Annotated in this window: 10 protein-coding genes and 1 pseudogene; 6 read left to right on the forward strand and 5 right to left on the reverse strand. The window is 46.1% G+C overall.

The features are described from left to right. The first annotated feature begins 40 nt into the window (after window positions 1–40). On the forward strand, window positions 41–415 hold the full coding sequence (locus RWM02_RS07465) for a Fur family transcriptional regulator (protein WP_314070683.1): 375 nt from the start codon (window positions 41–43) through the stop codon (window positions 413–415). 177 nt (window positions 416–592) lie between these two features. Here RWM02_RS07465 and RWM02_RS07470 read toward each other — a convergent pair whose 3' ends face one another. After that, window positions 593–988, reverse strand: a complete 396-nt coding sequence (locus tag RWM02_RS07470) for an acyl-CoA thioesterase (protein WP_314070687.1) — start codon at window positions 986–988, stop codon at window positions 593–595. A gap of 45 nt (window positions 989–1,033) precedes the next feature. On the opposite strand from RWM02_RS07470, the pseudogene RWM02_RS07475 reads away from it, so the two are divergent. The 3 genes and pseudogenes from RWM02_RS07475 to RWM02_RS07485 all read left to right on the forward strand — a co-directional run. After that, window positions 1,034–1,759: pseudogene (locus RWM02_RS07475) on the forward strand (methyltransferase domain-containing protein); the annotation flags it as partial. Between the two features lie 43 nt (window positions 1,760–1,802). Beyond that, window positions 1,803–2,687, forward strand: coding sequence for a cytochrome-c peroxidase (locus RWM02_RS07480; protein ID WP_314070689.1), 885 nt, complete (start codon window positions 1,803–1,805; stop codon window positions 2,685–2,687). Beyond that, window positions 2,684–5,119: an EAL domain-containing protein gene (locus RWM02_RS07485; protein ID WP_314070691.1), complete on the forward strand. Its 2,436-nt coding sequence runs from the start codon at window positions 2,684–2,686 to the stop codon at window positions 5,117–5,119. Before RWM02_RS07480 ends, RWM02_RS07485 begins: the two co-directional genes overlap by 4 nt. A gap of 300 nt (window positions 5,120–5,419) precedes the next feature. Here RWM02_RS07485 and RWM02_RS07490 read toward each other — a convergent pair whose 3' ends face one another. Beyond that, on the reverse strand, window positions 5,420–5,965 hold the full coding sequence (locus RWM02_RS07490; protein WP_314070694.1) for a DUF1523 family protein: 546 nt from the start codon (window positions 5,963–5,965) through the stop codon (window positions 5,420–5,422). Between the two features lie 76 nt (window positions 5,966–6,041). Next, the gene (locus RWM02_RS07495; protein WP_314070696.1) at window positions 6,042–8,288 is read right to left on the reverse strand and encodes a nitric-oxide reductase large subunit; all 2,247 of its coding nucleotides are present in this window, start codon (window positions 8,286–8,288) and stop codon (window positions 6,042–6,044) included. 151 nt (window positions 8,289–8,439) lie between these two features. Here RWM02_RS07495 and RWM02_RS07500 point away from each other — a divergent pair, with 151 nt between their 5' ends. Together RWM02_RS07500 and RWM02_RS07505 are read left to right on the forward strand one after the other, a co-directional pair. Next, window positions 8,440–8,970, forward strand: coding sequence for a chemotaxis protein (locus RWM02_RS07500; RefSeq protein WP_314070699.1), 531 nt, complete (start codon window positions 8,440–8,442; stop codon window positions 8,968–8,970). Window positions 8,971–9,181: 211 nt separating this feature from the next. Beyond that, window positions 9,182–9,520: a hypothetical protein gene (locus RWM02_RS07505; RefSeq protein ID WP_314070702.1), complete on the forward strand. Its 339-nt coding sequence runs from the start codon at window positions 9,182–9,184 to the stop codon at window positions 9,518–9,520. Window positions 9,521–9,683: 163 nt separating this feature from the next. On the opposite strand, the gene RWM02_RS07510 is transcribed toward RWM02_RS07505, so the two are convergent. Then, entirely contained in the window at window positions 9,684–11,432 is a 1,749-nt protein-coding gene (locus tag RWM02_RS07510) for an ABC transporter ATP-binding protein/permease (protein ID WP_314070705.1), read from the reverse strand. 210 nt (window positions 11,433–11,642) lie between these two features. Beyond that, window positions 11,643–13,856 carry a TonB-dependent siderophore receptor gene (locus tag RWM02_RS07515; RefSeq protein ID WP_314070709.1) on the reverse strand — a complete coding sequence of 738 codons (2,214 nt, stop codon included), beginning with the start codon at window positions 13,854–13,856 and terminating at the stop codon, window positions 11,643–11,645. Window positions 13,857–14,111: the final 255 nt, after the last annotated feature.

Raw genomic sequence — 14,111 nt, forward strand, 5'->3', positions numbered from 1 at the left:
AAGGTATAATACCCTAAAATTCTTAACGCGGAGGAAAAATATGGGCGAAAATTTGGAAGAAAAAGCCGCTTTTGAGGAGCTTTTAACGAAAAATGATATCAAAATCACTCCGCTTAGACTCGAGATTTTACGCATCTTACGCGCCGCCGCCGCGCCGCTTAGCTATGATGAAATTTTAGCCCAAATAGGCGCAAACAAAACCACATTTTACCGCTGCATGGACCTTTTTGAGGCTAAGGGCATCGTGCTAAAAAGCGAAAATAACCGCAAAAATTTCTACGAGCTTGAAAGCGGGGCAAAGGCGTATTTCGTCTGCGATGTCTGCCACAAGATGACTAATATCGACATGCCGCGCCTAAAACAAAATCACGTCAAAAGCGTCGTAGTTAAGGGCGTTTGCGACGACTGCTTTTAAAATTTGCGCTTTAAATTTGGCGATAAATTCCGAACCCAAATTTGCTTACCGACATTAAATTTAAAAAACGGCTTAGCGAGCAAATTTCACCGCAAATTTATAAAAACGCGCTCTGCTAAATTTAAAGCGGTTGCCGCGTCAAATTTAAAACTCAAATTTGACGCGAGCGATTTAAAACTAATCCTCGTAAAGCTTTGCGATCTCGGGCGGTATCGCGATCGGACGACCGCGCGCGAGATCATAAAATACGTAAGTCGTCACCGCGCTAGCAACCATCTCTCCGTCCTTGCTAAACTCGTAAAAACGCTTCGAGCAGCTTCTTTTTTCGGGCTGCGTCCAGGTTTTCACGCACACCTTATCGCCCAAAAATAGCTGCCCCAGATAGTCTATCTCGTGCCTGCGCACCATCCACGTGCGGTTTTGCGCGAGATTTGTCTCGATTAGGTCGCCCACGGCGTTTGAGTGGGCGCCAGCGGCTTCTTGCATCCAGATGACGTAGTGAGCGTTGTTTGCGTGACGGTTCACGTCGATGGCGTCCTCGCCCACGATAAATTCGTAGTAAAAAATTTTCATTTTCGCTCCTAAAAACGCTAAAATTGTAGCAAAAATTTAAAGGCAAACAAAATGAAAGAGATGTGGGACAAAAAGGCGGCAAGCTATACGAGATTTACGGGCGAGCCTAGCATTTTTCAAAGACGGTTATACGATAAGATTGCGGAATTCGGAGTTAAATTTGACGGTAAAAGCGTCGTAGATATCGGCTGCGGTACTGGCGTACATACGCTGCTTTTGGCGCAAATTTGCCGCGAGATAACCGGCATGGATATCTCAGGCGAGATGCTAAAAGTCATGCTAGAAGACTCTTCGAAATTTAATATTTCAAATTTAACCGCCGTTCAAAGCGATTTTAAAAACTTTAATCCAAACCGCGTTTACGACGTGGCTTTTAGCACGATGAGCCCCGCGATCGCAGACGAGGATGATTTTAGTAAATTTATAAATTTGGGCAAAAAAAGGGTCTATCTTTGGTGGAATAAACCGCGGAATTCAAGCGTTTTAGAGCTTTTTTACGAAGGATCCGAGAAGCGATGCTTTAAAGAAAAGGCAAACTTTTTCGAAGAGTACTTGCGCCGCGAAAATATCGCCTTTAACTCCTGCGTGCTCGAGGAGTCTCGCCAGCAAAAACGCACGCTTGAAGAGATGACGCAAAACGCGCTTTGGCATTTGGAGATAGCAAATTTCGCGCACGAGGAAAACGCGGTCAGATCGCGGCTAGAAAGCATCGCGCAGGACGGCTTCGTGACGGAAAAAATCGTCTCTTCAATGAAGCTTTTAGTTTTTTAAGATATAATCGCGATATTTATTTAAAATTTAAAAAGGATTTTAGTTGCCGCGAGCGTTTTTGCAGATATTTTCGTGCGTTTTATGCTTTTTTTGCGTTCAAGCTTTCGCCGCTTCGCACGTTTTATCTCCGGTCGTCCAGCCGAAATTTGACGAGCAAAAAGCCAGACTAGGCAAGGAGCTGTTTTTCGACGCATCGATAAGTCAGAGCGGCACGCTATCTTGCGAGAGATGTCACAACCTTTACTGGGACTTAAGCGGTACAAGCAAAAAAAACGTAAAAATCTCCGCCGACGAGCAGATTAGCCCGCCTACCGCGCTAAACTCGGCGTTAAATTTTATATTTTTTAAAAACGGCGAGGTTAAGGATCTAGCCGAGCAGGTCAGACAGAGTCTAACGAGTAAAAATGAGCTTGCCAGCGAGCCGAAATTTTTAATCCAGAAGATAAATCAAAACTCCGTTTACAGGAAAAAATTTGAAGAGCTTTACAAAAACGGAGTGAGCTTTGAAAATATCGTCGACGCGCTGGTAAATTTTGAAAAAGCCCTCGTCACGCCAAACGCCAAATTTGACAAATTTATCAGCGGCGATGAGAGCGTTTTTGACGATGAGGAAAAGCGCGGATTTGAGTTATTTAAAACAATCGGCTGCATAAACTGCCACAGCGGCGCAAATATGGGCGCAAACCTCTACTACGAGCTAAGATTTCACGCAGACGGCAACAAAACCGGCCGCTACAAAGTGCCTAGCCTGCGCAACATCGAAAAAACCGCGCCGTACTTTTATAGCGGCGAGGTAATGGACCTAAAAGACACGATTAAAGCCGTCGGTAAAATGCTTTTAAACTACGATCTAAGCGACGAGCAGACGCACGCGCTTTATAAATTTTTGCTGACTTTAAGCGGCGAAAAACCGGAAATTTTAAAATGAGACACAAGATAATCTTTCATAAAATTTTATTTTTTACTATCGTTTGTATCGTATTTTTCGGTACCGTGATGACCTATAAGGCTACCAAAGACCTAGTAACCGCCTATGAGTGGAAAGGCACGATAGAAAGCGTAATGGACGCTAACGACGAGGCGAATTTTCTGCTCGAAAAAAGTTTTTTGGAGGCCGACTACGACGCGATCATGCGCTATACGGCGGAGTTTAAAAAGGGCCTAAAAAAGCTTGATTCGAGCAATCTAATCTCCTTTGAAAAACTCGCGTTAAACAAAAAAATATTTACCGAGCTAGAAGAGGCGGTTGAAAAAAGAGTCGAGCTAACGGATAAATTTAACTCCGTAACCGCAATGGCAAAGCTCGTTTATAGCGAGATAATTTTAAAATTTGAGGCTTTGGACGGATTTTATTTTAAAGAGTTGATGCCGCAAATTTTGGTATTTAGATACGACTTAAATGCCGATCTAAAAGCGCCTAGAAAGCTTTTAAACGAGTATTTAGAAGATCCAAAACTAACCAAAAACGACGCCAGATTTTTGGCGGGTACGCAAAGATTGCTTGGCTACTACGAGCAGGCGCAGGAGCTTTATCACGAGATAATATCGCTCGGAATTTACAAAAAACTATTCGATTTAAAAGAAAGCAACGAGCGCTATATACAAAAAGTCACGTCAAATTTGCGCGGTACGATGGTGCTGGTGTTCATACTATTTGCGCTTGCGTCGCTGTTCGTCTATATCTCTTACGTTAGGGCAAAGAAGCACATCAGGCTTCTAACCCGCTTCGAGCAAGCCGTCGATAATAGCTTTAACGCAATAACCTTTACCGATCTGGATAGAAAAGTAAAATACGTAAATAAAATTTTTGAGCGAAATTTCGGGTATAAATTTGAAGAGCTAAAAGGAAAAAATATAAACATCCTCAAGTCTTATCTGCACCCGCATGAATTTTATCAAAATATGTTAAAAACGATAGAATCCAATCAAATTTGGCGAGCCGATGAGCTAGTGAGCAAAACAAAAAGCGGCGCGCTCATCCATGAGCAGGTTATTTTCTCTCCGCTTTTTAACGAAAGCGGCGATAAAGACGGCTATATGTCGATCAAATACGACAAAACCAAAGAGCTAGCGATGACCAAAGAGCTCGAAAATAAAAATAAAGAGCTACAAAACGAAGCGCTAAGAGATAAACTAACTGGACTCGGTAGCTATTTTGCTCTGACTCAGAGGATGGAGCAAGGCGCTAGCGGTATGGTCATCTACATAAATATAAATAATTTTATGGATTTTCGGTTTTTTTACAAGACTAAGACCGTGGACGCCATCATCGCATCCTTTGCCGAGACCCTTCAGCTTTGTATCGATACTTATAAGATGGACGCGGACATTTACAGAGTGCAGTTTGACGAGTTTTGCATATGGTACGGCGGCGGCGATGTGGAGTTGGCCGTGCGTAAATTTTTGGATTATTTTAGGGCAAATAGCCTCTATATCACGGTCGAGGGAACAAGAGAGTTTATCCCTAATATCAAAATAACCATCGGCGTTAGCCTGCCTCAAGACACTCCGCAAACAAACCGCCTAACCCAAGCCATGCTAGCGCACCACGAAGCAAAACAAAACGGCGAAACGGCGCAGTTTTACACCGAAAATAGCTACATAGAGCAGCAGTACTACCACAACCAAATCATGTCGCGCACCATCGAAAACGCTCTATATAACGACACGGTGATCGTCGAGTGTCAGCCTATTTACGACGTATCCGGCGAAGGGGCCGGGATCAAATACTACGAGGTGCTCGTGCGTCTCATCGACGAAAACGGCAAGATTCGCTATCCGGGCGAGTTTTTGGATATAGCAAAGAAAATTTCGCTTTACAACGACATAACCAAAAAAGTCGTCGAGCACGTATTTAGGCTCGTGGAGAAATTTACGAACACGAGCTTTTCGATGAATCTTTCCAGTAGCGACATCGCAAACGAGAGCATAAGAGAGCTCATCGAGAAAAAGCTACGCGTCTGCTCAAAGCCCGAGCACGTGTATTTTGAGATATTAGAGAGCGAGGGCGTGGATGATTATAAGATCGTAAATGATTTTATCAACAAGATCCGCGCCTACGACTGCAAAATTTCGATCGATGATTTCGGTAGCGGCTACTCGAACTACTACCGTATCTTGGAGCTTGATATCGACACGATCAAGATCGACGGCTCGATCATCAAAAAGCTCCCGTACGACAAAAACGCCCGCTATCTGCTGCAAACCATCATCGACTTTGCCGGAAGGCAGGGCTACAACGTCGTGGCGGAGTTTGTGAGCTCAGAAGAAATTCTCGCCGAAATAAAAAAATTCGGCATAAAATACGCACAGGGATTTTTGCTAGGCAAGCCGACCTCGCCGAGCAATATCGAGGAGTAAAACGCGCAGAGCTTTGCGCCGTTAAATTTAGCTCGTCTTAGTCAAATTTGTCCGTTCAAATTTGACTAATCCTGCATCCAAACCGCTAAAAATCCGAGCAAAACTATAGCTAAAAACAATCACGCCTGAAAGTAAAAATTCTTTTTCAAATTTTCGTTTATCAGAGCGCAAAGCTCGGAGATAAAGATGTATAGTTCGCTCACGCATATCCTTTGGCCTCAAATTTTACGTCAAATTTGCTGCTTTTGCCTAGTCAAATTTTGAGCGAGGCGACGAAAAGATACTCAAATTTAGCTTGGATTATAAATTTGAGCTTGACTCGTCTTTAAATTTCCTTCTAACAAAAACGGCGCAAACCGCAAACGAAACCGCCGTCAAAGCGTAAAATATATAGCTAAAAATAGGATTTGCCCGCGTTTCGCCATCTTTTAGCTTTTTTACCGAAACGGCGTTTCTAAACATATCAAACATCGCGATGCGCCAGCCGTAGTATTTGATCTGCGCCCTGCCTTCGCCCACTAGACTCTGTGCGGCTGCTTGGACGTCGGCGGAGTTAAATTTAAAATAAAGCGGCAAGCCCCAGCCCGTGTCCTCGTTTCTATACGGCATCACCTTCGTGCCGTTTAGCTCCCGCGTGTAGATGAAGTACACGTCGCGCGTCGGGCCGTCGGCGGGATTTTGCGCGTCGATAAAGCCGTCTTTGTCCATGCGTTTGACCTCGCCGCCCGTGATGATCGCCTCGTCGTAGTGCGGGAAAGCGTAGTTTATCGCCGCGACCGCCAAAGCGTGCAGAGCTAGCAGAAAGCTAATGATGAAAATTTGAAGGTATTTTTTAAGTTTTTGCATTTTCGTCCTTTGGGGCGAATTTTACAAGATAGAAGTTTAGAAGAAGCTAAGCCCCTAAAGCAGGGGCTTAGAAGGGTTAGGCTTTAGCCTTGCGACCGCAGCTTCCCGCGATAAATTTAAGAATCTGGATAAAGAAGCAAATACCGCCGATGATGAAGATCGTATCGCCGATCATCCTTAGCCAGCGTAAATTTTGCAAGTGATCCATCTGTAAAAACTCCGCGCTTCTAGCGTACCACATGCCCACGTCTATCGCGGCGACGGCCTGATAAAGACCGATCGGAAGCAGCGACGCTACGATCATCAGCATTAGTCCCGCATTTAGCGACCAAAAGCCTACTTTCATCAGCTTGTCGTTAAATTCTTGCCCTTTGAAAAGGTAAAGCGCCACGAGCCAAACAAAACCTAGCGCCAAAAATCCGTAAACGCCAAACAGCGCTGCGTGTCCGTGCACCGAAGTGGTGTTTAGACCCTGGATGTAGAACAAAAATAGCGGCGGGTTAATAAGGAAGCCAAATACGCCAGCACCCAACATATTCCAAAACGCCACCGCGATAAAGCAGTAAAGCGGCCACTTGAGATTTTTCGCCCAGCTTTGCGCGAACTGAAGCGAATACTGATGGAAGGCCTCTGCCCCAAGAAGCACCAAAGGCACGACCTCAAGCGCGGAAAAGCTAGCGCCCACCGCCATAATCGGAGTGGTCGTTCCCGCAAAATAAAGGTGGTGGAAGGTGCCAGGGATGCCGCCGATAAGAAATAAGCTAGCGCTTGCCAAGGTTGAGTAAGTCGCAAATTTTTTGCCGACTAAGCCTAAAGATGCAAACACGAACGCAAGCGAAGCGGTCGCAAATACCTCGAAAAAGCCCTCGACCCAAAGGTGAACGACCCACCAGCGCCAGTATTCCATCACCGGTAGCGGGCTTCTTTGTCCGTAAAATAGCCCCGCGCCGTAGAAAAGTCCCACCGCGATAGCAGAAGCCGTAAAGATAGCTAGCAGGTTTTTATCGCCGTCAGCCTTAAACCCGCCGACGAATCCGCGAAGCACGAGCGCCATCCAGATAACAAGGCCCACAAACAAAATAAGCTGCCAAACCCTGCCAAGCTCGATATACTCGTATCCTTGGTGACCGAGCCAAAAGCTCAGGCTAGTATCCATCTTACCCGCTATCGCCATGTACTCGCCGATAAAGCTACCCACGACTAGGAAAAGCAGCGCGTAGAAAAGCAAATCCACGCCTAGTTTTTGAAATTTAGGATCCTTGCCGCCGTTGATGATAGGCGCTAGGAAAAGTCCGGCCGCCAAAAAGCCCGTCGCGATCCAGAAAATGCTCGCCTGGATATGCCAAGTGCGCGCCAAAGAGTACGGGATGTGCTCGGATAAATTTATACCGTAAAACTCCTGCCCCTCGACCGTATAGTGCGCCACGAAGCCGCCTATCATGATCTGGAAAACAAATAGCGCGAGCGCTACGAAAAGGTATTTGCCAAGCGCCTTTTGAGACGGGGTTAAATTTAGCCTTGAGAGCGGATCTGCATCGATAGGAGCGAGCCTTTCGTGGTCTTTTTCGCCGTAGAAATTTGAAAACCAAACTAGTAAGCCAACGCCCGCAACCAAAATCGTAACGCTAATAATCGTCCAAAATACGTTTTCTTGCGTCGGGACGTTGTCGATTAGCGGCTCGTGCGGCCAGTTGTTCGTGTACGTGGCCTCGCTATTTGGGCGATTCGTCGCCGTAGCCCAGGTCGCCCAGAAGAAGAAATCATTTAGCTGCTCGCGGTTTTCCTCTTTGGCTAACGTGTTGTTTTTCATCGCGTAGTTTTCGCGTAGTTTTTGGTATTTCGGATCGTTACCGAAAAGCCCGTTATACTCGCCCCGGACTACCTTTGCCGCCGCGATCCTCTCGTCGCTGATCGTTATAACGCCGTTTTTTAGCGTATTCGTGCGGTATTCGCTCTTGGTTAGAGCCTTGATGTTGGCTTGTTGCTCGGCGCTCAGAGCGTCAAATTTGGCTCCGTAAAGCTGAGCGGCCTTGATATCCATAAATGCGACTAGCTCTTTATGCAGCCAATCAGCCGTCCAATCAGGCGCCTGATACGCTCCGTGTCCCCACACAGAGCCCACCTGCATACCGCCGATGCTCTGCCAGGCCTCTTGACCTTTATAAATTTGCTCTTGCTCGACTATTATTTTGCCGTTTTTATCGGCGAAACTCACCACCGGCGGCGCTTCGCGGTAAACCTCTACGCCGTAATAGCCGAGTATCCCGAAGGCGATAGTAACGACTGCTACCAGCGCCCACCAATACTTCTTGTATTCACGCATACTTTGTCTCCTTTTGAAAAATTCGGATAAAGTTTATCCAAAATAAATTTTCGCAAAAATGATGTATATCAATAAAAGGACTAAATTTGTCCTTAAAATACGGCTTATATTAAAAAATGTATAATTTCAAAAATATATTTTAGGGGATTTTATGTTTAAATTTGAGATCGTTTATAAATTTTGCCTCATTTGCATGCTGATTTTGGGACTTTGCCTGCTCGCGTTTTCGGGAGTAAATTTCGCGCTCGGAGAGTACGGCGAATTTTGGATGGGCGCGCATAAATTTGCGGGCTTTTTAGTCGCGCTTGCAGCCGTTTTGCACGTGATAAATCGCAAGAAAAAGCTCATTAAGCTCGCAAACGAATTCGTAGACGTCGTCACTCGCCGCAAAAATCCGAGCATGTGCAATATGGACCGCATCATCGCCTCGCTCGAGCCCTATACGATAGCCCAAATCTCGCAAAAACTAGGCTTTGACGAGGCTGAGTTTTGCCGCACATTGCACGAAAACGGCGTCAAATTTAGCAACGCCGACCAAACCCTACGCCAAATCGCTTTTTTAAACGACGAAAAGATATTTTTCGTGCTAGTTCTCATCGTCGAGGCAAAATTCGGCAAGAGATTTTGCGGCGAACTAAAATTTAAAGGCGCTAAATTTAACGGCGTCAAAAAAGCGGCTTAAGTTTGGCCGCAAGCGATGCGGGGACTAAATTTACATTTTTGAAAGGGCACAAATTTTAAAAATAACCGAAATTTTAATCATAACTTTTAACATTTTGCTTTTTGGCGGGATTGCTTGGACGATATTTTGGCGCAACCCTAGCAAACTTAGCCGACGCCAACTCGCCGCCGTAAACGAAATCGGCGAAGGGGGTGCGATAAAAAGGCTTTCCGTGCGGCCGTTTTTGCTTTGGTTGGAGAGGTTTTTCATCTCATACGAGAGCCTTTGGTTTGATCAAAACTACATCTACGTTTTTAGAGGACAGGAGCTTGCGGCGAGGTATAAATTTGAGCAAATTTTAGCGCTTGAGGGCACGAAAACGCGGATCAATAGCACTAGAATTTGGCGGATTTGTTTTGCGGACGAGTTTGAGCAAGACGGCTCGACCGAATATAAATTCGCGCCCGCCGTTTCGATTTTTACGTCGAATTTTAAAGAGTTTTTGCAAATTTTACGAGAGAAAAATCAGGACGCGACCAAAACGAAACCGAGATTTTGGGAGACCGTTTAGCTGTAAATTTGGAATTTGCGTTAAATCGTGCTCTTTGAACCGATACAAAAAAGATAAAATGCGGTCGTTTTGATAAAAAATAAAATATAAAACGCTCCGGCGCGTAAGTGTATTGATTTAACAAAACGGGCTTAATATAGGACTAAAAATTTAGCGATAATTTTTAAATTTTATCTATATCTATAACCTTGTCAAAGATAAATTTAAGCTCCTCTTGGTGCGTGATAGCTAGTACGCCAAGGTGCGGAAAATCGCGCTTCAGGGTGGTTAAAAGCTCTTTTGCCAGTGCGCTATCAAGCGCCGAAGTCGCCTCGTCAAGCAGTAAAAACGGTGGCTGCGCAAAATAAACCCTCGCAAACGCAAGCCTTTGCGCTTCGCCGCCGCTTAAAATCTTGCCCCAGTCTCTAACTTCGTCTAGTTCGCGGATAAATTTATCTAGCCGTACTCGTTGTAAAATCCCCTCAAAATCGGCATCGGCGCCTTGCAAATCGCTAGGATACGCAATAAGCCGCCTTAGACTCATACGAGCCAAAAACGGCTTTTGCGGTACGCTCATCGTCCCGCGCGGCGCGCAAACCTCCCCCGAGCTGTGATCCCAGATGCCCGCGATATACCTAAATACGCTGCTTTTGCCCGTTCCGCTCGGGCCGCGTAGCAGCACCCATTCGCCGCTTTTTACGCTTAAATTTAGCCCGCAAACCAGCTTCTCGCCGCTCGGGGTAAAAATTTGTAAATTTGTACACCTTAGCTCGTTTACTTCGGCGTTTTCGTCAAATTTATCTTGCACCAAATTTGCCGCCGTTGCCTGGGCAGGTTCGTTCACTCCGTCAAGATCGCTGTTGTGCTCTCTAAATTTAGCGTCAAATTTGACCTTAGAGTCCGCTGCCTGCGCGATCTCGATGAATTTATACACGCGCTCCACGCTCGCCGCCCACTCCATGATCTGTTTATAGTAGTCCATAAACCACGCAAAGCCGTCCTGCACGCTATAAAACGCCGAGCGCGCCCGCATCATATCGCCAAAGCTCATCGCCCGCGCGAAATAAAGCGGCAAACAAGCAAAAATCGGGATGAGATTCGTGACCTTTAGATAGCTAGCCGAAAAGCACTCGAGGCGAAACTCGGTGTTCATGATGACGCGCCAGTTGCGCACTACCTCGCTAAAGCTTGTTCTAAAGCGCGATTTTTCAGCGCCGGCGCCATTCATCAGCGCGACGGCTTCGGCGTTTTCACGGGTGATGAGCAGATTTGCGCGGTAGTCGGCCTCAAGCTGCTGCTTTTCGTAGTTTAGACGCTTTAGGCTGCGGCCGATGAGGTGCGTGATAAGCGAGCTAAAAAGCGTATAAACGAGCGCGACGTAGACCAAAAATCCCTCCAGCGCAAACTCGCGTCCAAACGCGCTAAAGCGCAACACCTTTGATGCTTCCCAGAGGATAAAGGCGAAGGCAAAAAGCTTGGAGAGGTTGTAAACCATGGATTTTATGAGATTTACGCTTTTATCGGCGAGCAGGAGGCTATCCTCGGCGATACGCTGATCCGGGTTATCAAAGCCAGCAGCACCGGACAAGCGGTAAAAATTTGCGTTTTTTAGCCATAAATTTTCCATATTTTGGCTTAGGTTTTCGCGCCACGAGATCACAAGGAGCTTTTTAAACCAGTTTCCGATCACGATAAAAAGCACGATAATCGCAGTATAGACGAGAAATTCGCCCACAAGCGGGAGCATGAGATCTTTTTGAAATTTCTCGATCGCGTCGTAAAATTTTTTATCCCAAGCGTTCATGAGCGTCGCGACCTTGACGATGGCTAGACTAGCTCCCAGCGTCACGGCCAGCATCGTCCACGCCCCCAGCGAGCGCTTGCCCGTCCAAAACCAGCCCGCGATGATGAAAAACTTCTTTAAAATTTGCAAATTTAGCCTTTTTGTTTGGTTTTTGCTATTTGCGGCGAGTCTTTTTTACGGCGCGAATTTTAATCTAAATTTAGCCTGCATTGAGCAAATTTGTCCGCTCTGCCCTTTCGCGCCAAATTTACGCCCGCCCCGCTAGAAAAAGCGAAGCGGCGTTTTTACTCGCCGCTTCAAAAAGCAAAATTTCGCGCAAATTTAGCCCGCCAAAGCCCTTTAATACGTATAGTTAAACGTCAGCGTGAAATTTCGCGGATCGCCGTAGAAGTTGTTCATGCCAGCGGTTCTGTTTTGGGTGTTCATGAAATATTTTTTGTCAGTTATGTTTTTGACCGCGAGTCCGAGGCTGAAATTTTTGTTGAAAAAGTAGTTCACGTTCGCGTCCCAAAGCGCATAGGCTTTTTGTGCCGGCGCTACGTAGGCTACGTTTTGATAAAAGCCCGAAGTCGCGCTCTGCCATCTCACTCCGGTACCAAAGCTCAGCTTTTGGCTGCTTGAAAAAGGTATCTCGTAGCTGGTGTAAATTTTAAACAAATGCTTAGGTACGTAGGATTTTGCGTTCGCGCCCTTGTCGTAGTTTACGTTCGTAGAGGTCTTTTTCTCGCTTTTCATATAGACGCTTTTGTTAAACGTATAGCCGGCAAAGAGGTTCCACCTATCTGTTAGCGCGCCTGAAATTTCAAGGTCTAGGCCGCGGCTTCGCACCTTGCCCTCGGCGATGCTGTTGGCGGTATTTAGCGGATCTTGGATGGCTCTGTTTTCTTGTACGACCTGAAATAGCGCTACGGCCGTGTTTAGCGCGCCGTCAAAGTACTCTGATTTTACGCCCGTTTCTACGTTGTAGCCAACGATCGGCTTTAGGATATTTTTGTTCGCGTCCGTCGCGCTTTGAGGTTTAAATATCTCGGCGTAGCTAAGGTACCAGCTGTGATTTTTGGCAAAATCCCATGTTAGTCCCGCATAAGGCGCGAAGTGATTTTTGGTTAGATCTAGCGTCTTTTTGCTCGTATGATTTTTTAGGTCGTCCCACTTTTTGTCGTATTTTACGCTGGTAAATCTCCCGCCTACTAGCAAATGCCAATCATCGGTAAAGTTATATCTAGTGCCGATACCAAAGGCGCGCTGGTAAATTTTAGTCGTGTATAGATCATCGTCGGTGATGCTACTACCGCCCCAGTTTGGCTCGGCTATGGCGCTACCGTTCCAGTTATATAGCCCTATACCCAGCGAGCTTAGGCTGGCGTTTGGCGCCCATTTGTCGTGGCGGGTAAATTTCTCGCGAGAGAGCGATCCGTTTACGAAAAACTCGTGCTTTTGGCCGAAAAGTTCGTATTTACCGTCTGCGCCGATTTGTAAATTTACCTCGTCCGATTCGTTATCGTATTTTCTAAATCTCACGTTGTGCGTCGGTCTTGCAATCGCGACGTTGTAAGGGTTTGTGCCGCCCATCGCACCGAATTTAAACATTCCTTCGCTCTTGGTGTAGTTTAGTTTAGCGTAGATTTTCGTATCGTCGCTAAGCTGGTGCGAAAGCTCGGTAAAGGCGTTAAATTTCTCATATTCGCTTTTGTCCCAGCTCGAGCCGAAGTAGCTTTTGCGGCTCAAATTTAAAAGATTGCCGCCAGCATCACTAGCCGGCACGCCGTAGATGTCGTAGACGCCGATCGTTCTTTGCCAGATGAGGCCCGTAGTTAGCATCGTTTTATCGGTTAGATCAAACTCAAACGTACCGCCCAGCGCCTCTCGGTGACCGTTTTTGTGATTTTTAAACGAGCCGGTTTTATTTAGGATGCCGATTAGCCTACCGCGGATCGTGCCGTCCGTGTTTAACGCGTCGGTGACGTCAAACGAGCCTCTGTAGTTATTCCAGCTACCTATACTTAGCCCCAAATTTACGCCAAGCTCGTCACCGGGGCGCTTGCGGACGAGATTTACCGTACCGCCGGGCTCGCCGTTACTCTGCGTAAGGCCCGCCACGCCGCGAAGTACCTCGACCCGGTCGTAAAACTCAAGATCGGTAAATTCTTTTGAAAATCCGAGCGTGCCTTGAGCCGTGATCGAGACCGAGGATGCGACGCCGTCTTCTTGGATATTGTCGATGTTAAATCCTCTCGAGACGATACGGTCGCGCCCGCTATCGCGGTAGAGCGTGATGCCGTTGGCATAGTTCATCGCAGTGTCTACGTCTTTTAGGTTTAGATCTTTTATGAGCTGATTTGAGACGACGGATACCGACTGGGGCGTCTCGCGTATGCTTAGATTTAGTCCGGTTGCGGTACTCATATTTCCCGTCGTATACGATCCCGTTCCCTCGGTCGTGGATAGGTCTGCCTTGCCGTAGGCGGTCACCTCGCCGAGGTTCGCATCGACTGCGTAGAGCGAGCAAGCAAGGCAGATAGATAAGCCTATAAATTTGCATTGAGCGTTCAAAATTTTCTCCTTAATATTGATAATGATTAGGCGAATTATATATCAAAATATTTAAGAAAAAATAAAGAGCAAACAAGCGCTAAATCAGATAAAATAGGGGTTAAATTCGAGCGGATAGATTTGGTATTTTGGGTTAAAAATTTTATGAAAAAAAGTTAAATTTTGAAAGGAAAGAGGAGGTAAAATTGCATCAAATTTAAAATTTAGCGAGCATTTCTTAAAACGCTCGCTATTTAAATAATTAAGCACCGATGA

The sequence above is a fragment of the Campylobacter showae genome (assembly GCF_963515975.1).
Classification (GTDB): domain Bacteria; phylum Campylobacterota; class Campylobacteria; order Campylobacterales; family Campylobacteraceae; genus Campylobacter_A; species Campylobacter_A showae_F.

What these genes read in the sequence shown, in the direction of transcription:
- RWM02_RS07465 (WP_314070683.1), top strand. Translation starts at nt 41, where the DNA reads ATGGGCGAAAATTTGGAAGAAAAAGCCGCTTTTGAGGAGCTTTTAACG.
- RWM02_RS07490 (WP_314070694.1), bottom strand. Translation starts at nt 5,965, where the DNA reads ATGCAAAAACTTAAAAAATACCTTCAAATTTTCATCATTAGCTTTCTG.
- RWM02_RS07485 (WP_314070691.1), top strand. Translation starts at nt 2,684, where the DNA reads ATGAGACACAAGATAATCTTTCATAAAATTTTATTTTTTACTATCGTT.
- RWM02_RS07500 (WP_314070699.1), top strand. Translation starts at nt 8,440, where the DNA reads ATGTTTAAATTTGAGATCGTTTATAAATTTTGCCTCATTTGCATGCTG.
- RWM02_RS07495 (WP_314070696.1), bottom strand. Translation starts at nt 8,288, where the DNA reads ATGCGTGAATACAAGAAGTATTGGTGGGCGCTGGTAGCAGTCGTTACT.
- RWM02_RS07470 (WP_314070687.1), bottom strand. Translation starts at nt 988, where the DNA reads ATGAAAATTTTTTACTACGAATTTATCGTGGGCGAGGACGCCATCGAC.